This window comes from Nocardiopsis tropica, from assembly GCF_042660575.1.
Taxonomy (GTDB): Bacteria; Actinomycetota; Actinomycetes; order Streptosporangiales; family Streptosporangiaceae; genus Nocardiopsis; species Nocardiopsis tropica.
This window is the reverse complement of sequence record NZ_JBHSUF010000015.1, coordinates 1-19,235: the sequence shown is the minus strand read 5'-3', so window position 1 is coordinate 19,235 and position 19,235 is coordinate 1. Positions and strand designations below refer to the sequence as shown.

General features: G+C 70.7%; 19 protein-coding genes and 1 tRNA gene. 15 read left to right on the top strand and 5 right to left on the bottom strand.

Going from position 1 to position 19,235, the window contains the following annotated elements; genetic code table 11:
• Positions 1-43 precede the first annotated feature (43 nt).
• The 3 genes from ACFQBR_RS23105 to ACFQBR_RS23095 all read left to right on the top strand — a co-directional run bounded on the left by ACFQBR_RS23105 (position 44) and on the right by ACFQBR_RS23095 (position 1,658).
• Complete coding sequence (locus ACFQBR_RS23105; RefSeq protein WP_344178792.1) at positions 44-241, top strand: hypothetical protein; 198 nt, start codon at positions 44-46, stop codon at positions 239-241.
• Positions 238-1,032, top strand: coding sequence for an ArsR/SmtB family transcription factor (locus ACFQBR_RS23100; protein ID WP_344178794.1), 795 nt, complete (start codon positions 238-240; stop codon positions 1,030-1,032). Before ACFQBR_RS23105 ends, ACFQBR_RS23100 begins: the two co-directional genes overlap by 4 nt.
• 134 nt (positions 1,033-1,166) lie before the next feature.
• On the top strand, positions 1,167-1,658 hold the full coding sequence (locus ACFQBR_RS23095; RefSeq protein ID WP_344178796.1) for a very short patch repair endonuclease: 492 nt from the start codon (positions 1,167-1,169) through the stop codon (positions 1,656-1,658).
• Here ACFQBR_RS23095 and ACFQBR_RS23090 read toward each other — a convergent pair.
• Complete coding sequence (locus ACFQBR_RS23090; RefSeq protein ID WP_344178798.1) at positions 1,614-2,738, bottom strand: DNA cytosine methyltransferase; 1,125 nt, start codon at positions 2,736-2,738, stop codon at positions 1,614-1,616. The genes ACFQBR_RS23095 and ACFQBR_RS23090 overlap by 45 nt on opposite strands.
• Positions 2,739-3,783: 1,045 nt before the next feature.
• Between ACFQBR_RS23090 and ACFQBR_RS23085 the strand changes: the two genes are divergently transcribed.
• The 5 genes from ACFQBR_RS23085 (at position 3,784) to rox (ending at position 10,813) form a co-directional block, all read left to right on the top strand.
• Positions 3,784-4,656, top strand: coding sequence for a hypothetical protein (locus ACFQBR_RS23085; protein WP_344178800.1), 873 nt, complete (start codon positions 3,784-3,786; stop codon positions 4,654-4,656).
• 33 nt (positions 4,657-4,689) lie between these two features.
• Positions 4,690-5,382, top strand: a complete 693-nt coding sequence (locus ACFQBR_RS23080) for a hypothetical protein (RefSeq protein ID WP_344178802.1) — start codon at positions 4,690-4,692, stop codon at positions 5,380-5,382.
• An 83-nt stretch (positions 5,383-5,465) separates the two neighbouring features.
• Positions 5,466-6,902: a ParB N-terminal domain-containing protein gene (locus ACFQBR_RS23075; RefSeq protein WP_344178805.1), complete on the top strand. Its 1,437-nt coding sequence runs from the start codon at positions 5,466-5,468 to the stop codon at positions 6,900-6,902.
• Positions 6,903-6,916: 14 nt separating this feature from the next.
• Positions 6,917-8,743 (top strand): DEAD/DEAH box helicase, encoded by a 1,827-nt coding sequence (locus ACFQBR_RS23070; RefSeq protein ID WP_344178807.1) that lies wholly within the window; start codon positions 6,917-6,919, stop codon positions 8,741-8,743.
• A gap of 630 nt (positions 8,744-9,373) precedes the next feature.
• Entirely contained in the window at positions 9,374-10,813 is a 1,440-nt protein-coding gene (gene rox, locus ACFQBR_RS23065; protein WP_344178809.1) for a rifampin monooxygenase, read from the top strand.
• Between the two features lie 129 nt (positions 10,814-10,942).
• Here the strand turns inward: rox and ACFQBR_RS23060 are convergent, their stop codons facing one another.
• From ACFQBR_RS23060 to ACFQBR_RS23050, 3 genes are all read right to left on the bottom strand, one after another.
• Positions 10,943-11,221, bottom strand: coding sequence for a (4Fe-4S)-binding protein (locus tag ACFQBR_RS23060; protein WP_344178811.1), 279 nt, complete (start codon positions 11,219-11,221; stop codon positions 10,943-10,945).
• A complete protein-coding gene (locus ACFQBR_RS23055; RefSeq protein WP_344178813.1) occupies positions 11,214-11,522 on the bottom strand; it encodes a GNAT family N-acetyltransferase in 309 nt (102 codons plus the stop codon). Before ACFQBR_RS23055 ends, ACFQBR_RS23060 begins: the two co-directional genes overlap by 8 nt.
• Positions 11,523-11,677: 155 nt before the next feature.
• Positions 11,678-12,334: a hydrolase gene (locus ACFQBR_RS23050; protein ID WP_344178817.1), complete on the bottom strand. Its 657-nt coding sequence runs from the start codon at positions 12,332-12,334 to the stop codon at positions 11,678-11,680.
• 553 nt (positions 12,335-12,887) lie between these two features.
• On the opposite strand from ACFQBR_RS23050, the gene ACFQBR_RS23045 reads away from it, so the two are divergent.
• From ACFQBR_RS23045 to ACFQBR_RS23025, 5 genes are all read left to right on the top strand, one after another.
• On the top strand, positions 12,888-13,835 hold the full coding sequence (locus ACFQBR_RS23045) for a DUF5996 family protein (protein WP_344178819.1): 948 nt from the start codon (positions 12,888-12,890) through the stop codon (positions 13,833-13,835).
• Positions 13,836-14,173: 338 nt separating this feature from the next.
• Positions 14,174-14,641 (top strand): MarR family winged helix-turn-helix transcriptional regulator, encoded by a 468-nt coding sequence (locus ACFQBR_RS23040; RefSeq protein ID WP_344178821.1) that lies wholly within the window; start codon positions 14,174-14,176, stop codon positions 14,639-14,641.
• 344 nt (positions 14,642-14,985) lie between these two features.
• Complete coding sequence (locus tag ACFQBR_RS23035) at positions 14,986-16,089, top strand: LLM class flavin-dependent oxidoreductase (protein WP_344178824.1); 1,104 nt, start codon at positions 14,986-14,988, stop codon at positions 16,087-16,089.
• 171 nt (positions 16,090-16,260) lie between these two features.
• On the top strand, positions 16,261-16,659 hold the full coding sequence (locus ACFQBR_RS23030; RefSeq protein WP_344178826.1) for a GNAT family N-acetyltransferase: 399 nt from the start codon (positions 16,261-16,263) through the stop codon (positions 16,657-16,659).
• Entirely contained in the window at positions 16,656-17,114 is a 459-nt protein-coding gene (locus ACFQBR_RS23025) for a carboxymuconolactone decarboxylase family protein (protein ID WP_344178828.1), read from the top strand. The genes ACFQBR_RS23030 and ACFQBR_RS23025 overlap by 4 nt, the downstream gene beginning before the upstream one ends.
• Before the next feature lie 237 nt (positions 17,115-17,351).
• Here the strand turns inward: ACFQBR_RS23025 and ACFQBR_RS23020 are convergent.
• Positions 17,352-17,425, bottom strand: a tRNA-Pro gene (locus tag ACFQBR_RS23020).
• Between the two features lie 167 nt (positions 17,426-17,592).
• On the opposite strand from ACFQBR_RS23020, the gene ACFQBR_RS23015 reads away from it, so the two are divergent.
• Positions 17,593-18,516, top strand: coding sequence for a helix-turn-helix domain-containing protein (locus tag ACFQBR_RS23015; RefSeq protein WP_344178831.1), 924 nt, complete (start codon positions 17,593-17,595; stop codon positions 18,514-18,516).
• Positions 18,517-18,605: 89 nt separating this feature from the next.
• The gene (locus ACFQBR_RS23010) at positions 18,606-19,145 is read left to right on the top strand and encodes a dihydrofolate reductase family protein (RefSeq protein ID WP_344178833.1); all 540 of its coding nucleotides are present in this window, start codon (positions 18,606-18,608) and stop codon (positions 19,143-19,145) included.
• The last annotated feature ends 90 nt before the right edge of the window (positions 19,146-19,235 follow it).

The window sequence follows — 19,235 nt, the reverse complement described above, 5'->3', positions numbered from 1 at the left end:
TCCACTCTGGCGCGTCGGCCCCGTGTGCCTCTACGCTTTCGATATGGGTCGAAACCTGGTCCGGTTCCGGATCGGCGCCACGGACATCTCCTCCATCCGTTTCGGCATCTCCCCCGGCCACGAGCTGTGCCACGCGGTCCGCGTGCTCCAGAACCCGCCGGACCACCCCCTCCAGTGGGGCTGGCTCCGCTCGGTGCGCTCGTCCATGCCCCGGGGGCCTTCGGGGTGCTGCGGACGGTGATCGGCCCGGAGGGCTACTTCCCCGACTTCCTCACCTCGACGCCGACGTGGGACATGGCCCCGGCCGACGAGGTCGAACGCCTGCGCCGGGTGCCGGCCGAGTCCGTCCGGGCGGACCTCACCAAGGTGCTCGCCCGCTCGGAGGGACTGCGCCACCGGATCGTCGCCGACATGTTCGCCCACCCGGAGCGAACCCGGGTCCAGGTGGCGGACGCCTGGGAGGAGGTCTGGGAGGCCGCGCTGGCCCCGCACTGGCCCCAGATCCGACGGCTCATCAGCGCCGACATCGACCTGCGCGTGCGCCGCGTGGGCGTGGACGGTGTGGCCGCGATGGTCGGCTCGCTCCACGGCTCCGTCGCGTGGCACCGCGACGCCATCGAGATCGAGATGCGCAAGCACAGCGAGGAGGTCGACTGCGAGGGCAGCGGGGTGGTGCTCGTGCCCTCCGTCATGAGCACGCCCCGGTGCTCCGTGCTCACCGAGCGGCCCGCGCAGCCGACGCTGTTCTACCCCGTGCTCGGGCTCTCCGCGGCCTGGACGCAGGAGCGCTCGGCGGTCGAGGAGGCCCTGGTGGAACTGCTCGGTTCGGGCCGAGCCCGTGCCCTGCTGTCCCTGGACGGCCCCCGGTCGACGTCGGAGGTCGCCGACGCGTGTGCGACGGCCGTGTCCACGGCGTCGCACCACCTGACGATCCTGAGAAAGGCCCAGCTGGTCCACAGCCGGCGCGACGGGACGCGGATGCTGCACGCCCGCACTCCGCTGGGTGAGGCCCTCCTGGGGGCGGGAGCCTGACCCGCCCTGCTCCGCCGGAGCGGGTAGCCTTCCCACCGTGCAACTCTCCGACATCTCCGCACAGGGCGCCCCCGGTACGCCCTTCACGAGCGGTTTCGCTGAGCCGGGGCCGGTACAGCCGCGGGCAGGCACGAGTGGTTGAGCCGCCAGTTCAGCACGGGGCCGAGGGCTGGAAGCCTCCGAAGGGGTCGTGGGCGTCTTCAGCCGCCAACCGGCGCAGTATGCGCGGCAACCGCAGCCGCGACACCAAGCCCGAACTCGCACTCCGCAGCCTGGTCCACGCCGTCGGCCTGCGCTACCGCGTGGCGGCCAAGCCGCTGCCCAAGATGCGGCGGACCGCAGACCTGCTGTTCCGCCCCACCCGTGTGGCGGTGTTCGTGGACGGCTGCTTCTGGCACGGCTGCCCGGACCACTTCGTTGCGCCCAAGACCAACCCCGGGTACTGGGAGGACAAGATCAGCGGCAACGTCAGACGCGACCGCGACACCGACTCCCAGCTGGCGGAGGCAGGATGGCTGGTGCTGCGCTTCTGGGAGCACCAGGATCCCGCCGAGTGCGCCGAAGTCGTCATAGATGCCGTCTCAGCCCGTAAGGGTGAGCTGCCGCGGTCCCGTCTGCTCGGTTAGCCCCGGAGGCTGGCACTCGGGCAGCGCGGCATCGGCGTCCGCGGCCTTCAGTGCGTCGAGGATGGACTTGCCCACCGCCTCGGCCACCGGCGACGGGAACGCGTTGCCCACCTGCCGGTAGGCGGCGGTCTTGCGCCCGATGAACTCCCACTCCTCGGGGAAGCCCTGGATGATCGCAGCCTGGGCGACCGTGAGCTTGGGCCCGCGCTCGCCGAACAGGTCCCGGTCCTCGTCCTTGGTCTTGCCGAGGTCGTCAGCGACGCCGTGCCCGTCCACACCCAGTTCGGCCCAGGCCCGCTTGGCGCGTGTGGGACCCAGGTCCGCTCCGCCGTGCTTCTTCGAGCCGCCCACGAGGGTGGGGGCGACAGTACCCCGCTCCTCGGCCTTCTTCTTCCACCTGCGGTAGTAGTCCATCGCGTCGGGGCGCTCCGAGGCGGCGTAGCGCGCCCTCATGCTCGCGTCCAGCGCTTCGGCGACCTTGACGGGGGCCGCTCTGCCTCGGGACGGCTGGAAGTGGGCAGCCTCGTCCGCGTGCATGGCGACCAGGATCGCGCGGGGGCGGAGCTGGGGTACTCCGTAGTCCCGGGCCTCCAGCACCTCCCATCCGAGGATCCGGTAGTCCATCTCCTCCAGGCGTGCGCGGATGCGGTCCCGGTAGGAGGCGAACTTGTGGAAGGGCTCGAGCAGACCCCGCACGTTCTCGATCATCACCGCGCGGGGACGCAGCTCACTCACCATCTCGAGCATGACGGGGAACAGGTCCCGCTCGTCGTCCTCGCCCAGCTGCTTGCCGGCCAGGGAGAAGGGAGGACAGGGGACGCCTCCGGCCAAAAGGCTCAGGGAGTCAGGGGGCACTACCTGCTTGAGGGCGTCCATGTCGAAGTCCGTCAGGTCCCAGTCAAGGACCTCGCAGCCCTCCCACCCCTGCTTGCGGGTGTTGTGCCGCAGCGTCTGCACGGCGTGGGGGTCGACCTCGATGAGCGCCCGGTGGCGGAAGCCGGCATTGTGCAGCCCCACCGCCTGCCCGCCCGCGCCCGCGCAGATCTCCAGGGACGTGTACTCGCCCTCCCAACCCGACATCCTCTGCCTTTCTGTCCTCGCCCCGCCGGCCGCTGCGGTCCAGCCGCACTGCACTCATCGAACACCCGGCGGAAAGACCGCTTCCGACCACGATGGTGTCATGGGGTGCGAGCAAAACCGCCAGCGCATCGGCAGGAGTTCCCCCACAGGATCCGAGGTGCTTCTGAGGGGCGATTCTACGCATGTGCCGGAGCGCAGGAGCAGAACCGGGAGAGCCCCCGCCGCAGCGCCTCGAAAGGGCGCTGCGCAGCGGAGGCCTCCCTCCCCTGCGCCGGCACCCCTCGCTAGCCGGGGGCTGGTCGAACCGCGGGCGGGGAAGAGGCCGCAGACGTGCTAGGAGAGCCCTGAGCCCCCGGCAGGAGAGTGCCGGGAAACACAACTCCGGTGTGGCCTTCGGCACGCCGACACCCTGACTCCCGCCGGCGCAGGAGAGGAGAGACGCGCTCCCGCTTGCCTGCCGCCAACAGCAGAGGCCGCCAGCGGCGCGCCCGGGACCCTCCCCCTGAGGCCTTCCCACACAGCGGTGTCGGCCCCCGCAGGCAGGTTCGCACTACCTAGGCACGCCAGAAAACTACACCAAAAGAGATATATGGGGACAATATGCCCAAAGGTGGGATCATAGGACTTCCCTTCTCCGCATCCCGCCGCCGACAACACCGGGGCGGCAGACTTGCCTGCCGGTCCGAAAGGCAGCCAAGAAACTGCAAGTAACTGCAAGAGCAAAACCCGGCACATCTCCTTCCAAATCCGAAAAAACTAGGTAAAGTCGGTCCTCGTCACCTGCAGAGCGTGCGGCGGTGGAACGCGATCCGTTCCCCTCCCACCCGCACGCCTTGCGCCTCCTGCGCGTTCACCGGCGGTCCGCCTCCACGGACAGGAGGCGCACATACCCCTACCCCTTTCAGGCGGACGAGAAAGCGAGACCCCCGACAGAACGCGGCGCACAAGAGCCCCCTACCCCGAACGCCTACAGGCACCGGACCAGCCTTCCCGAAGGACTTCCGGACTCTGCAGCGCTCCACGGAAACCAGACACGAGGTAAGCCATGCCCTCTTCCTCCCCGCCCCCCGGGGACAACGACGCCTCCCTCTTCGCAGACTTCCTGGCGGAACTCTTCGCAGAACACGGGCTCCAGCAGAGCCAGGTAGTGCAGGCTGCCGAGAAGGTCCTCCAGCGCGACAAGGGGGAACGCGGCCGTCTGCACCCCGTCTCCTGGTCGACCCTGAGCAGGACCCTCAACAAGAAGTTCAGCCGCCCGCCGTCACGGGCGAAGTTCAACACCATCGCCCTGGCCTGCCTGTATGCGGCACGGGATACAGCAGGCGAGGCCGACCCCCTGCCGAACTTCCGCGAGGCGGACCGGCTCTGGAACCGGTGGCAGGAGTTCAGGCGGCAGGCGCTGCCCGTAGAGCTCCGGGGCTACCGGCAGGGGCATCAGCAGCCAGCCGCAGCAGCCCAGCCCGCTCCGGCCAAGGCCCCCCGGAAGGACGCCGAACAGCTCAGGTATGAGGCGGCCTACGGGAGGGCTGGTGCCACCCTGCTCGCCTCTGCCCGCCCACCCGGGGCGGACCCGGAGGCGGCCCTGGTCCTCGCACTGCTGCGCCTCCTCGACAGCCACCCCGGGGAGGGCGAGGCCTGGCTCCTGACGGCGCAATCCCTGGGGAGCGCGGAGGCGGGCAGCCTCCTGGAGGTCCAGACACCGCAGGAGCGGAAGCTCGGCGCGGCCAGGCAGGCCGTCGAGACAGCCGCTTCCGCCAGCAACCTCCTCCAGGAGGGGGAGATCCGGCCCCTGCTCCTCGAACGAGCTGCACGGTCAGGCCTGCGCGAAGCGGCGCACCAGCTGGCCTCCTACTACGCCGGTGCTGGAGAAGCGGGCCACGCGGCCCGCTGGAGCACAGCCGCGGTCCGGGCGAACTAGAGACAACACGACAGACACGGAGGGAGAGCGCTCATGCGCCCTGTATGGAACGATCCGGAGCTGCGGGCCGGCACGAAGATCAAGGTCGCTCTGTGGCTCCTGGACGAGGTCGAGGAGGGGAACTTCTTCACCAAGGCCGATCTGCGGGACGCGTTTCCCGGAGTCGAGCAGGTCGACCGACGTATGCGCGACCTCAGGTCCAACGGGTGGGTCATCAACACCAACCGCGAGGACCCTGGCCTACCGCTGAACACGCTGTGCTTCGTCCGTGCCGGCGACGCCGTGTGGGACCCCCGTGCCCGTCGGAGCGCGCCCCAGGAGATCAGCAGCAAGGAGCGGGCCGCCGTCATGGCCGCCGACGACTTCATGTGCACCGTGTGCGGTATCGCCGGCGGCGAGGAGTACCCCGACTCCCGCCGGGGGGAGACCGCGCAGCTGTCCGTGAGCGCCAAGAAGGAGACCCTGGAGGACGGGTCGGTGGAGCAGCGTTACGTCACCCAGTGCAAGCGGTGCAAAGCCGGCGGCGCCCAGGATGCGGCACCGCAGCTGCACGACGTCCTGACAGCCCTCGACCTGGTCAGCGCGGAAGAGCGCGAGGAGCTCGCGCAGTGGGTCCGGCGCGGCAGGAGGACCCCCCGGAGGGTGGAGCAGCTCTGGACGGAGTTCCGCCGCCTCCCTGCCGATTCGCGCGAGTCCGTGGCCGACCGGCTGCGGAACGAGCCGTAGTAGGACCCGGGGCCGGTAAAGCCCTGCCGGCCGGGGCCAGCGTGCGCCCCGGCCGGACCGACACGAGAAGAAAAGGCGTAGACATGAACCCCGCAGAGATCGCGGAGACCCCGGGCAGCAGCGCTGTCCGCACCATGGTGGAAGCGCGGCTGGAAGAGGCACGCCGGGCCGGCGGAGCCCCTGAGACCGTACGGGTGGAGTGGCGAGGACAGCCGACCAACTTCAAGGTCGTCACCGTGCCGCTCGACGACCTCCTCTACAACCCGGAGACCCACCGGATCCGCGCGCAGCGCTCCCACGACCCGGTGTTCGACGCCAAGCTCGCGGAGGACCCCTGGTCGAAGGAAAGCCAGGAATACCTGCACAAGCTCCTCCAGTGCAAGCCGGACAACCCCGATGCCACGGACCCCGACTTCGAGAAGCTCAAGGACGATCTGAAGGACTACGGACAGAAGGACGCGGGGATCATCACCCCCAGCGGGATCCTGGTCAACGGCAACACCCGGTGCGCAGCCCTCAGGGAACTGAACAAGCGCGACTTCCGCGCGGCCGTCCTGCCTGCCACAGCGACCTGGGCCGACATCGCGGCGGTCGAGCTGGAACTGCAGCTCCGCAAGGACCGCCGCCGCGACTACTCCTACATCAACCGGTTGATCGCGGTCCATGAGCAGACCTCTGCCGGACGCACCCCCGCAGAACTGGCAAAGGCCTTCCGGACCACGCCGAAGGCGATCGAACGGGACCTCTGGGTCTACGAGTTCATCTCCGAGGCGATCGAGCGGAGCCGGGAGGAACTCGGCGGAGGGGGCACGACCAGCCTGCGCCTGATGGACTTCGAGGGCCACCAGGAGACCCTGTCGGAACTGCACCGCAGCTACCACAAGGCGGCCGATACGGGCAAGGCCGAAGCGCTGCGGGAGAACCGGCTGCTCGCCATCGTCCTGGGCACCGCCAAGACCAAGGTCCGCTACGTCGGCCACGACTTCCACAACGCCTACCTCGTCCCCAAGCTGGGCGAGGAGTTCGCCCAGCCGGGCAAGCCCGCGGACGAGGCCTTCTCCCTGCCCGGGCTCGACCTCGGCGAGGACCTGCCCCTGGCCGGGGAGGAACCGGAGACTCTTCGCGCACGCGCCTTCACCGACCGGGTCCTCAAGGCCAGGGCCAGGCAGGCCGCCGCTTCCCAGCTCACCGCTGAGGAAGCCGCTGAAGCCCGCACCGTGCTCGACCAGGTGAAGGACGCGGTCGAGCAGGGGGTGCACGAAGCCGAGTGGGTGGACCGCCGCGCCAAGCGCAAGAGCGCTGCGGCCAAGACCCTCCAGGAAGCCGCCAAGCTCGTCAGCGAGTCGACGCAGCAGGCCTCCCAGGCGCGCAGCCAGGACCTCATGGAACACCGTGCCCTGGACGAGTCGCTCCTGGAACTCGCCACTGCCCTGAAGAAGCTCTCCCGCGTCGCCTCCCGCGGTGTGGAGGAGCCCGGCCCCGGACTGTCCTGGCTGCAGGACGCGGTCGCGGACCTGTGAAGGAAGACTCTCCTGTGCCCACTCTCACCATCAGGCTCTCCCCGTCCGGCACCACCGTGGTCCTGGAAGCGGATGCCTCCCACACGGCCGACCTCAGCCGGCTGGCCCACCGTTTCCGCGGTTCCGCCTACCAGTCTCCCCAGGTCGTCCATGTCCCCCTCGACAACTTCCTCTCCAGCGTCCAGTCGCTGACGATCTGGCCGTCAAAGGATGTCCGCTGGGAGACCGCGGTCGTCAACCTCGTACGGGACTCCGCACGTGAGGCGAAGGAAGCAAAGGCGAGGCTCAGCGGCGACGGCCCCTCCCCCTCCGAGGTCTGCGCCGACGACGTCGGCGGCCTGCTCGACCCCGGCTGGCTGGCCCCCTTGACCGCTTTCCAGCGAAGGGACATCGGCAGACTCCTCTCTATGGGGCACGGCGCCAACTTCAGCGTGCCCGGCGCTGGGAAGACACGTGTCGCCCTGGCCGACTTCCACGCCTCGCGGAACCGGGGCGAGGTCCTCCGCATGCTCGTCGTGGCACCGAAGTCGGCTCACGGCAGCTGGACGGAGGAGGTGGAGCTGTGCTTTGAGAAGCCCCCTGCCGTCCACATCGCCGACGGCGGGATGCTGGACCCGCTGGCCGAGATCGTGGTCATCAACTACGAGCGCCTCGCCGGCAGCCAGGACGCTCTCGCGAAGTGGCTCAGCGCGGAACCGTCCATGCTGGTCCTGGACGAGGCGCACCGGATGAAACGCGGCGCGCAGGGCGTCTACGGGGCGGTGTGCCTGGCCCTGGGGCCGCTCGCGCGGCGCCGGCTCGCCCTCAGCGGCACGCCGGCGCCCAACGGCGCCAAGGACCTGCAGAGCCTCTTCTCCTTCGTCTGGCCCGGCCAGGGGGGGCGGACGGTCGAACGCGCCATCGCCGACCGCAGCCTGCGCGACGCCAGCGCGATCCTCAAGCCGTTCTTCTGCCGGACGACCAAGCAGGAGCTCGGCCTTCCCCCCCTCGACCCCCGTGTCGTCCGCGTCGGCCTCGACGACTGGCACCGGGAGCTCTACTCGGCAATCGCCGGAGAGGAGGGCCTCCGGGCGGCGGGCAGCGGTCAGGGCAGCGAAGGCCTGGAGAAGTACGGCCGTGTCTCCATGTACCTGATCATGGCTGCGGCCTCACCCGCCCTGCTGTCGGAAGGCGGGAGCAAGTACGAGCCACTGCCCTACGACCTCCCCCGCCTGGAGGTGCCGCAGAACCCGACCCTCAGGCAGATGATGGACAACCTCCCCCGCTACGAGGACTCCCCGAAGTACAAGGAGGCCTGCAAGATCGTGCGCGCGAACGCCGCACGGGGACGGAAGACGATCGTGTGGTCGACGTTCGTCCGCAGCCTGACCACGCTCGAGAAGATGCTGGCCGACTGTGCTCCCGCCGTCGTCCACGGCGGCACCGCTGACCGCGAAGAGCAGATCGACAGGTTCCGCAAGGACCCCGGATGCCTCGTCCTGCTGTCCAACCCCGCGACCCTCGGTGAGGGCATCAGCCTCCACCAGGTCTGCCACGAGGCCGTGTACGTGGACCGGGACTTCACCGCCGGCCGGTTCCTGCAGAGCCTGGACCGGATCCACCGCCTCGGCTTGGCACCCGGCACGGAGACGAACGTGCGGATCCTGATCGCGGAGAAGACGATCGACGAAGTCATCGAGGAGCGTCTGGCCGCCAAGCTGCGCTTCATGGGGGCGGTCCTCGACGACCCCGGGGTCGAGCAGCTCGCGGACCTGGCCGACGAACCCGCCGCCCCGGCCGGGCTGGAGCGCTCGGACTTGGAAACCCTGATGCGGCACCTGCACGGGGATCCCCGGCAGTGACACTGCCCTGGCTGCGCCGGGTTCGCACCGCCCCGGGGTGGAGACCCAGCTGGCTGCCTGCGCAGAGCTCCGCTGCGTGAAGTGACCGGCCCGGGAGGGTGCCAGGGTGCCTCCCGGGCCCGTGTCACGTCGCGGATACAGAGGTGCGACGCCGCTGGAACGCGCAGGGGTTGACCGGTCTCGGTGCGGGGGGCGGTCCTGCTCGTGGTCGCCCTGCTGACGGCCCGCTGCCCCGGGCGCACACGTCTGCCTCCAGGGCGGTACCGGCCATGGCGGAGGGGTCCCTAAGGAGACAGGGGGCTCGGAGGGAGCCCACGTGATCGGAGAAGAGCTCCGCGTCACCGGCTCGGGAGAGGGTCGCCCGTCCGTGTCGGACCGGCGGGGGAAGGAAAAATCCGTCCTTCCACTCTCAACGTATAGCGCACCCGGGGGCTTGCGGCAAGACCCGGGTCGTGCCCCAGAATCATCCCTCGTGGCCGGAACACACGGTTCCGGGAACCACGACACGCGTGTGCCGTCGCAGGTCGGGCGGGGCGCGCGGACGCCGTACCGGCGGGGAAGGCGGTCGGTCGCGGGCACCCCCGGGAGGTGCGGGCGGCCGGGACGCCACGACGAGGGACAGGGGCATTCATGATCGACGTGATCGTGGTCGGCGGCGGGCCGACCGGCCTGATGCTGGCCGGCGAGCTGCGGCTGCACGGCGTTGACACGCTCGTGCTGGAGAAGCTGACCGAGCCGACGGGGCACTCCCGCGGGCAGGGCCTGCACGCGCGCAGCGTCGAGGTGATGGACCAGCGCGGTCTGCTGGACCGGTTCCTCGCGGTCAGCGAGAAGTTCCGGGTCGGCGGTCTCTTCGGAGGCGTCACCAAGCCGTGGCCGGAGCTGTTGGACACGGCCCACCCGTACGGTCTCGCCACCCCGCAGCCGGTCACCGAGCGGTTGCTGGAGGAGCGCGCCCTCGAACTGGGCACGCGGATCTGGCGCGGCTGCGAGGTGGTCGGCCTGGACCAGGACGAGGACGGGGTGGACGTCGGGCTGGCGGACGGCACCCGCCTGCGCTCGCGCTACCTCGTGGGGTGCGACGGCGGGCGCAGCGCGGTACGCAAGCTGGTCGGGATCGGCTTCCCCGGCGAGCCCGCCAAGGTCGAGACGCTGCTGGGCGCCATGGAGGTGACCGCGGATCCGGAGGTGATCGCCGCCGCCGTCGCGAAGGTCCACAGGACCCAGCTGCGGTTCGGCCTCGCCCCCGCCGCCGAGGAGGGCGAGGGGGTGCACCGCGTCATCGTGCCCGCCGAGGGGGTGGCCGAGGACCGCGCGGCCGAACCGACCCTCGACGAGTTCAGGCAGCGGCTGCGGGCCTTCGCGGGCACCGACTTCGGCGTGCACTCGCCTCGCTGGCTGTCCCGCTTCGGCGACGCCACCCGGCAGGCCGAGCGCTACCGGGCGGGCCGGGTGCTGCTGGCCGGGGACGCGGCGCACATCCACCCGCCCACCGGCGGGCAGGGGCTCAACCTGGGTGTGCAGGACGCGTTCAACCTCGGCTGGAAACTGGCCGCCTCGGTCGGGGGCCGGGCGCCGGAGGGGCTGCTGGACAGCTACCACGAGGAGAGGCACCCGGTCGGCGCCCGCGTGCTGGACAACACCCGCGCGCAGATCACGATGCTGGGCGCGGACCCGGGTGCGGCGGCGCTGCGGGGGCTGTTCTCGCGGCTGATGGACTTCGAGGAGGTCAACCGGTACGTGACCGGCATGATCACCGCGGTCGACGTCCGCTACGACTTCGGTGAGGGGCACGAGCTGCTCGGCAGTCGGATGCGCGACGTGGAGCTGGGCCGGGGCGGCCGCCTCTACGAGCTGATGCACGGGGGCCGGGGGCTGCTGCTGGACCGGACCGGGCGGCTCTCCGTCGGGGGCTGGGCCGACCGCGTCGATCACGTCGCGGACACCGGCGGGGAACCGGACGTACCCGCCGTGCTGCTGAGGCCGGACGGGCACGTGGCGTGGGTCGGCGAGGACCAGCAGGAGCTGGCCGGCCCGCTGTCGAGGTGGTTCGGCGCCGCCGCGGACTGAGCCGGCGGCCGCCGCCCGGCAACGGCCGCAGGGGCCCGTCCGAGGACGGGCCCCTGCGGCGTGCCCACGCCCGGTTCACCGGGTGGGGTCGGCCGTCCGGTGGCACCGCGCGTGGTCTGTGCGGGTCGTTCAGGGCCCCGTTCCGCCGTCGGCGAGTCGGTACCGCAGCGCACCCGAAGGGCAGCGCCGCACCACTTCGACCAGCCGTTCGGCGGTGGCGCCGTCCGGCCGGATCCACGGGCGCCGAGCCGTGTCGAACACCTCGGGCAGGCCCCGGACGCATTCGGCCGCGTGCCGGCAGCGCCCGGCCTCGAAGGTGACCGTGACCGACTGCCCCTCGTACGTCTTCTTCCCGGATCCGCCGTTCATCCCGGCCTCCGTGGCCTCCGTGTCCGACCGTTCAGTCACTGACCCTGCTCCGGGACTGGTACAGCAGGTCCTGGTACTCGGGATGACGGGCGATCCAGCCCGCGAAGAAGGGGCAGGTCGCGAGCACCCGCAGGTTCGCGGACCGCGCCTCGTCGAGGGCGGTGCGGGCCAGCGCGGACCCGACCCCCCTTCCCTCGTACTCCGGCGCGACCTCGGTGTGCACGAACGCGACGAGTTCCGGTGTGCGGATGTATCCCGCGATGCCCGCGACACCGGGTTCTCCGTCGACGCGGGCCTCATAGCGCTTGGCCTCGGGCGCATCGCTCACTTCGACTGCCATACGGCCTCCTCCTCGATCGGTCGGCCGGGCGTCACGCCGACCCCATAAAGATGATGCAACAACTTATTCACACGGCACACCGGCAGTACCGCCGCCCCCGCGGCTCCGAACACCCGCCCTGCCCGATGCGGACCGGGGTCCGTTCCACGGTCGTGTCAGACGCCGCTTCCGGAGCGGTTGGCCAGCAGCTGCGTCTCCCACGCGAAGGCGACGCCGGTGGCGCCGGCGTGCTGCGTCTGGACCTCGATCATGCCCTGCACGGTCTCCTCGCGGGCCCAGTCGCGCTGCCACTCCCCCGCCACGGCCAGCCAGGTGATCGGCACCACGCCGGCCTGGACCATGCGCCGTACGGCCATGTCGTGGGCCTCCGCCGAGATTCCGCCCGACGCGTCGGTGACGACGAAGACCTCGAAGCCCTCGCCCGCCGCCTGGATCGCCGGCATGGCGACACAGATCTCCGTCCAGAGACCGGCGATGATCAGCTTCTTCCTGCCGGTCGCCTTGACGGCGTCGACGACCCGCTCGTCCTGCCAGGTGTTGATGAACGTACGGTCGATCGGCTTCTGCTCCGGGAAGACGTCCTGCAGTGCCTGGAGGAGGAAGCCGCCGCGCTCCTCCAGCACCGTCGTCAGGATGGTCGGAACGTCGAACACCTTGGCGGCCTTGGCGAGGCCGACGACGTTGTTGACGACCATCGACGGCTCGTGGCTGTTCAGGTTGGTGAACTGGAAAGGCTGGTGGTCGATCAGGACGACGACGCTCTCCTCGGGCGTCAGCAGTGCCTGAAGTCCGTTCTTGGCTTCGGTGCTCACAGGGGGTTCCTCTCGAGGTTCTCGTGTACCGGGGGCTCGGCCGGGACGCCGTCGGTCTCCACGCGGGTGATACGGGCACGCGCTTCCGCACCGGAGCCCCGACGACCGGGCCGGCCGACGACACGCGTCCTCGGTCGACACGGCTCCGCGGACCGGCCCGACCTCCGCATGGGGACAGCCCTTCGCGTCGGCGACCGCACATCCCCGCCAACTAGGTGATGCGTCACCTAAATTAGCAGCATTGGATGACGTGTCAACCAAATAGGACCAGGACGCCGCCATCACCCCGGAGGGACACAGACCCCCGCCCGGCAAGTTGATCAATCACCTACCGTTCCGATGATGTATCAACTACCATCGGGTGCCTTGCACCCCCGGGGACGCGAGGCACCGCTCATGCGGACGCCGTCGGCCGTCGTGGGGGTGTGGCGGGGACCGACAGAACCACGGCCCGCTCCGCTCCGGAGGAGACCGGGGGTCGGGGCGCCCGTCCGCAGAACACGATCACGACCGCCTCCGCCCTCCGGCGGCACGGCGAAGGAAGCGAGAACCGATGACCAGCCCGTCGAAGACGAACTGGCCGAGCCTGCGGGTCTCGGACTGGACCCCCACACGCGACACCCTGCACATGTGGACCCAGATCGTGGGCAAGATCCGCATGGCCCATGCTCCGCTGATCAACCACTGGTGGCAGGTGACCCTCTACGTCAGCCCGCGCGGGTTGACGACCTCGGCCATCCCGTACCGCACGGGAGCCTTCGAGATCGAGTTCGACTTCGTCGGCCACCGGCTCGAGGTCCGCAGCAGCGACGGCGGCGCGCAGAGCCTCCCGCTGCGGCCGATGCCGGTCGCCGAGTTCTACGCCCGGGTCCTGGACATGCTCGACCGGCTCGGGATCGAGGCGCCGATCCGGCCGCGCCCCAACGAGGTCGAGCCGGCGATCCCCTTCGCCGAGGACCACGAGCACGCCTCCTACGACGGCGAGGCGGCCACCCTGTTCTGGCGTCAGCTGCTGCAGGCGAACCGGGTGATCGGCGAGTTCCGGTCACACTTCGTCGGCAAGGTCAGCCCGGTGCACTTCTTCTGGGGGGCGATGGACCTCGCCTGCACCCGCTTCTCGGGGCGGTCCGCCCCGCCCCACCCGGGCGGAGCGCCCAACTGCGGGGACTGGGTCATGGTCGAGGGCTACTCCCGGGAGCTGTCCAGCTGCGGGTTCTGGCCCGGCGGCGGCGAGGAAGGCGCCTTCTACTCCTACGCCTACCCCGGACCCGAGGGGTTCGCCGATCAGCCGGTCGGCCCCGAAGGCGCGTACTTCAGCACCGAGTTCCAGCAGTTCCTGCTGCCGTACGAGGTCGCCCGCGCCGCACCCGACCCCGACCGCGCGGTCGCCGAGTTCCTCCGCACCACCTACGAGGCCGCAGCGGACCTCGGACACTGGGACCGCCCCGCGCTGGAGGACGACCCCCTCCGGTGGCAGGGAACCCCTGCGTCCCGGGGCTGACGGCGGTCTTCGGCCGGGCCGGACCACCGCCCCCCGCTGACAGGCCTCGCTCACGTTCCCGGAGGTCCGGTGCGCGGTCGGACCGGAGAACGGCCACACGCATCGCTGCGCGGTGCCGCCCCCGGAGGAGGGGCGGCACCTGCCGTCCACCAGGAGACGGCGAACATGGTGCGCCGCCGACCGGCGGCAGGACCGCCACGGACCCCCGACCCCTGAGCCGGAGCGGTCCCCGAACCACAGCGGCCGGGGTACGACGCGCACCGGTCGGCGGAGGGCCCATACCTCCGTCGTTCCAGCTCAAGTGGATGAGATGTCAACTTCTTCGTTACACTGCGCCCATGAACGAGACGCCACGCTGGCTGGAGGCGGAGGAGAAGGCCGCTTGGGACAGCTTCATCCGCATGCAGGAGACGCTCATCGGGCGGCTGTCCCGCCTCCTCCAGGCCGATTCCGGGATGTCCGCCTCCGACTACATCGTGCTCGTCAGCCTCACCGGGACGAGTGAGGGGAAGATGCGCCTCCTGGAGCTGGCCAACCGCGTGAACTGGGAGAAGAGCCGGATGTCCCACCAGGTCAGGCGGATGGCCAAGCGTGGGCTCGTGGCCAGGGAGGAATGCCCCGACGACGCCCGCGGAGCATTCGTCGTCGCCACGCCGGCCGGCTACAAGGCGATCGAAGACGCTGCGCCCCTGCACGTCGAGCACGTGCGCCGCCTGTTCGTCGACGCCCTGACCCCGAACCAGCTCAGCACGTTCGCCCGGCTCTCCCAGCGCGTCTCGGACCACATGGAGAAACAGCCGGACTGAGCGGACGGTACGGAGCCCCCGAGAGCCCGGCCCCGCGCCCGCGGAGAGCCGTTCCTCGCTCCCGAAGCGCCCGGCGGCGGTCCACGGCGGGGAGTGACTGCCCCTACCCGGCCGCGCCGCCCCGCACCGCCTCCGCGGTCGTCAATGCCGCCAGGGCCGTACCGGGCTCGCACCGAGCCGGGATCGTCCGGCAGCGAACGCGTATTTTGTTGATTGATCAACTTAATTTCGAGTAGCATAGTTGATCCATCAACCAAATGACGACGATGTCGCGGCGGAGCGTCCACACCCGGCACCGCGTTCGCCACGGCAGTCGACACAGCGACCACACGGAGATGGATGCGATGCAGTTCGGGATCTTCACCGTCGGTGACGTGACACAGGACCCCGCCACCAGCCGGACACCGACCGAGCACGAGCGGATCAAGGCGATGGTCACCATCGCGCAGAAGGCCGAGGAGGTCGGGATGGACGTGTTCGCGACCGGCGAGCACCACAATCCGCCGTTCGTGCCCTCGTCCCCGACCACCATGCTCGGCTGGATCGCGGCGCGCACCGAGCGGATCGTCCTGTCCACGGCCACCACCCTGATCACCACCAACGACCCGGTGAAGATCGCGGAGGACTACGCCATGCTCCAGCACCTGGCCGACGGACGCGTGGACCTGATGCTGGGCCGAGGCAACACCGGCCCCGTCTACCCCTGGTTCGGCAAGGACATCCGCCAGGGCATCGACCTCGCCATCGAGAACTACGCCCTCCTGCACAAGCTCTGGCGCGAGGACGTCGTCGACTGGGAAGGCCGCTTCCGCACCCCGCTGCAGTCCTTCACCTCCACGCCCCGCCCGCTCGACGGCGTTCCCCCCTTCGTCTGGCACGGCTCCATCCGCTCGCCGGAGATAGCCGAACAGGCCGCCTACTACGGGGACGGCTTCTTCGCCAACAACATCTTCTGGCCCAGGAAGCACTTCCAGAAGCTGATCGGCCTGTACCGCAGGCGCTACGCCCACTACGGCCACGGCACCCCCGAACAGGCCGTCGTCGGCGTCGGCGGCCACGTCTTCATGCGGCCCAGATCCCAGGACGCCGTACGGGAGTTCCGCCCCTACTTCGACCGCTCCCCCCAGATGGGCGGCGGACCGTCACTGGAGCAGTACATGGACGAGACCCCGCTGACCGTCGGCAGCCCTCAGCAGGTCATCGACAAGACCCTCACCTTCCGCGAGAGCTTCGGCGACTACCAGCGCCAGCTGTTCAACGTCGACGGCGTAGGGGTCCCCCTGAAGACCGTGCTGGAGCAGCTCGACATCCTCGGCGAGGAGGTCGTACCGGTCCTGAGGGAGGAGTTTGCCAAGAACCGGCCGGAACACGTGCCCGGGGCGCCCACGCACGCCTCGCTGCTCGCCGCTCGCGAGGCCGAGGAGGCCTCCGCGACGGCGGCGGGCTGAGGCGCGACGACGGACTCGCGCGGCAGGTTCCCGTTCCGGGCGGCAGGAGCCCGCCGCCCCACGCCCGGCCCGCGGACGGGCCGCCCGACCGGTGCCCGCCCCGCCCGGACCGGGGCCCCGCCGTGTCCGCCACCGACCGACCCGAACACCATCCCCACAGAGAGGTCCGCCATGAGCGAGCCACAGACCGACAGGACCGGCGCCGTCGTACACGTCGCGCTGGACGAGACACGCGCCGTCAGCGCCTACACCGTGCGTCTGGACGACGGCACCCTCGCCGGACGCGCGGACTTCGTCGACCCGCCCGGGGCACCCGGCGAGCGCGTCTTCTTCCACACCGAGGTCGCACCGGAGTTCGGCGGCCGGGGCCTGGCCGGGCTGCTGGTCGGTGAGGCACTGGCCGACAGCATCCGCAGGAACCTCACCGTCGTCCCCGTGTGCCCGCTCTTCGCCAAGCACCTGCGCAAGCACGGTGACGAGTACACGGCCCGGGGCGGGCGGGTCCGCCGACCGAGGCCGGCCGACCTCGTCCTGGTCGAGGAGACGGTCAAGGGCAGGGGTGACGCATGAGCGCGGAGCGCCCCTACATCGACAAGGAGCACCCCGAGGTCTACGGGGCGATGGTCAAGGCGGCCGCGGCCTCCCGATCCGCGGCACGAGAGGCCGGTCTGGGCGACGACACCCTCGAACTGATCAACATCCGGGTGTCCCAGATCAACGGATGTCCGACCTGCCTGGGCATCCACTCCGCCAAGGCACGCAAGGCAGGAGTGGCGCAGGGCACTCTGGACGTGCTGCCGGCCTGGCGCGAGGTCGCGGCGTTCACCGATGAGCAGAGGGCCGCGCTGGAGCTGGCGGAGTCCTTGACGGTGATCGATCCGACGATCGACCGACAGGCCGTCAACACTCGTGCGGCGGCCCATCTGACCACCGCCCAGATCTCCGCGGTGGAGTGGACGGCCACCCTCATCAACGCGTTCAACCGCATCTCGATCGCCAGCGGGCACCCGGTGCTCGGACAGTAGGAGGAGGCGGTTCCCACCGCCGTGGCGGCCCCTGGTCCGACCAGGACGCCACGGCGGTGGGAGACGACCGTCTCCCACCGTCCACCGGGAGGAACTCGGGAGCCACGAGCGTCCGCCGCCCCCCACGACGCGGACCGACGATCCGCACCATCCGGTCCACCCCCGCCCCGACCCCACCGGGAACGCAGAGAAGGGCCCACCTGATGGTGGACCCCTCGCTGACCTGCTACTTCTCTGTCGGGACGGCGGGATTTGAACCCACGACCCCTTGACCCCCAGTCAAGTGCGCTACCAAACTGCGCTACGTCCCGGCCGCTGGGCGGGCGCCGTCTCCGGCCCCGCCGACGGAGAAGACTCTACCGCATCCGCCGGGACGTCCGCACCACGATTCGCCCCGCGCGGCCGGACCCGCCGCCGCGCGCGAGGGAGGGCAAGTTCGGTCAGGCGAACCCGGCGACGCCCGGAACATACTGGTCACATGACCGAGTCCACCTCCGGACGGGACCGTCTCCGGGAACTGCTCGACGCCGTCCTGGACGAGGAGAACCCCCGCCTCACCGACATGGCGGAGCACGCGTTCGCCTCCCCGTTCCACTTCACACGCCGCATGACCCGCGACACCGGGGAGGCCCCGGTCGCCCTCCGCCGCAGGGTCCTCCTGGAGCGCGCGGCCTGGCAGATCGGCCAGGGGAGCACCGTGACCGACGCCGCGTTCGCCGCGGGCTACCGGTCCGTCGAGGGCTTCATCCGCGCCTTCGGGCGCGCGTACGGGCATCCTCCCGGGGCCACCACACCGGGGAGCGCCACGTGGCTGCCCTCGCCGAACGGCATCCACTTCCACCCGCCGATCCACCTGTGGATCGAGGAGAACCCGAAGAAGGACACCGGCATGGACGTCCTCGCCCTCCAGATCCACCACGACGTCGACGACACCGCCCACCTGCTCCGCCTCGCCGCGTCGCTCCCCGAGGAGGTCTACCGGGAGGTGCGCGCCCCCGGGAGCACCGTCCTGGCGTGGGACGGCCCCGAGGAGTCGATCGCGGCCGTCCTCGAACACCTGGTGCGGGCGAAGGAGGTGTGGCTCGCCTCGATCGAGGCCGCCGACCAGCCCGAACGGGGGGCGGACGATCCCGCGGCGCTCCTCGAACGGCACGAGGACGCGGCGGCGCGGTGGATCGCGGCCGTCAACGACATCGGCCGCCGCGGCGCCTGGGGCGACCGCCTGGTGGACGCCCTGTGCGACCCGCCGGAGAGCTTCGTCATCGGCAGCGTCGTCGCCCACGTCCTCACCTTCTCCGCGCACCGCAGGCAGTTCGTACGGCAGATGCTGCGCTCCGCGGGCGTGGAGGTGGACCACGGCGACCCCATCGAGTGGCTCCAGGGCCGCCACCACGACCGGTAGGCCCGGAGCACAGGCGACCGCGCACCGCCGGGACCCAGGGACCGGCACGACGGCCGCCGCCCCGGGCGGCGGCTCCACGGAGGAAGAACATGACCAGGACGATCTACAACACCGCGACCAGCCTCGACGGGTTCATCGCCACCGACGACCACTCCCTGGAGTGGCTGTTCGCCGCGGACCCGGGGGAGGCGAACAACGAGCACGCCGACTTCATGAAGAACGTGGGGGCGCTGGTCTCGGGCGCCCACACCTACGAGTGGATCCTGCGCCACGAGGGGGACGAGGCCTGGCCCTACGCCATCCCCTCCTGGGTGCTCACCCACCGCGACCTGCCCCGTATCGAGGGCGACCTGCGCTTCGCGAGCGCCGACAGCGACCAGGAGCTGCGGGACCTGCACGCGGAGATGGTCGGGGCCGCCGGCGGACGCGACGTGTGGGTGGTCGGCGGGGGCGGGATCGCCGGGCGGTTCGCGGAGCTCGGGCTGCTCGACGAGGTGGTCGTGTCCATCGCGCCCGTCACCCTGGGGTCGGGGGCTCCGCTCCTGGCCGGCCGGGTCGACCTCAGGGTCGTGGAGGTCCACCGCGCCGGGGACTTCGCCTGCGCCCGGTACGAGGTCGTCCGGCCCTAGCTTGACGTTTAACCTCGAGCCCGTGACCGGATACCGTCCCGGTCACGGGTTTGGTCGTTGCCCAGACACAACAACGGTCTTCGCGTGATC

Coding starts and splice junctions, on each gene's coding strand:
- ACFQBR_RS23105 (WP_344178792.1), top strand. CDS start 44: ATGGGTCGAAACCTGGTCCGGTTCCGGATCGGCGCCACGGACATCTCC.
- ACFQBR_RS23090 (WP_344178798.1), bottom strand. CDS start 2,738: ATGTCGGGTTGGGAGGGCGAGTACACGTCCCTGGAGATCTGCGCGGGC.
- ACFQBR_RS23085 (WP_344178800.1), top strand. CDS start 3,784: ATGCCCTCTTCCTCCCCGCCCCCCGGGGACAACGACGCCTCCCTCTTC.
- ACFQBR_RS23080 (WP_344178802.1), top strand. CDS start 4,690: ATGCGCCCTGTATGGAACGATCCGGAGCTGCGGGCCGGCACGAAGATC.
- ACFQBR_RS23075 (WP_344178805.1), top strand. CDS start 5,466: ATGAACCCCGCAGAGATCGCGGAGACCCCGGGCAGCAGCGCTGTCCGC.
- rox (WP_344178809.1), top strand. CDS start 9,374: ATGATCGACGTGATCGTGGTCGGCGGCGGGCCGACCGGCCTGATGCTG.
- ACFQBR_RS23055 (WP_344178813.1), bottom strand. CDS start 11,522: ATGGCAGTCGAAGTGAGCGATGCGCCCGAGGCCAAGCGCTATGAGGCC.
- ACFQBR_RS23045 (WP_344178819.1), top strand. CDS start 12,888: ATGACCAGCCCGTCGAAGACGAACTGGCCGAGCCTGCGGGTCTCGGAC.
- ACFQBR_RS23040 (WP_344178821.1), top strand. CDS start 14,174: ATGAACGAGACGCCACGCTGGCTGGAGGCGGAGGAGAAGGCCGCTTGG.
- ACFQBR_RS23035 (WP_344178824.1), top strand. CDS start 14,986: ATGCAGTTCGGGATCTTCACCGTCGGTGACGTGACACAGGACCCCGCC.
- ACFQBR_RS23030 (WP_344178826.1), top strand. CDS start 16,261: ATGAGCGAGCCACAGACCGACAGGACCGGCGCCGTCGTACACGTCGCG.
- ACFQBR_RS23025 (WP_344178828.1), top strand. CDS start 16,656: ATGAGCGCGGAGCGCCCCTACATCGACAAGGAGCACCCCGAGGTCTAC.
- ACFQBR_RS23015 (WP_344178831.1), top strand. CDS start 17,593: ATGACCGAGTCCACCTCCGGACGGGACCGTCTCCGGGAACTGCTCGAC.
- ACFQBR_RS23010 (WP_344178833.1), top strand. CDS start 18,606: ATGACCAGGACGATCTACAACACCGCGACCAGCCTCGACGGGTTCATC.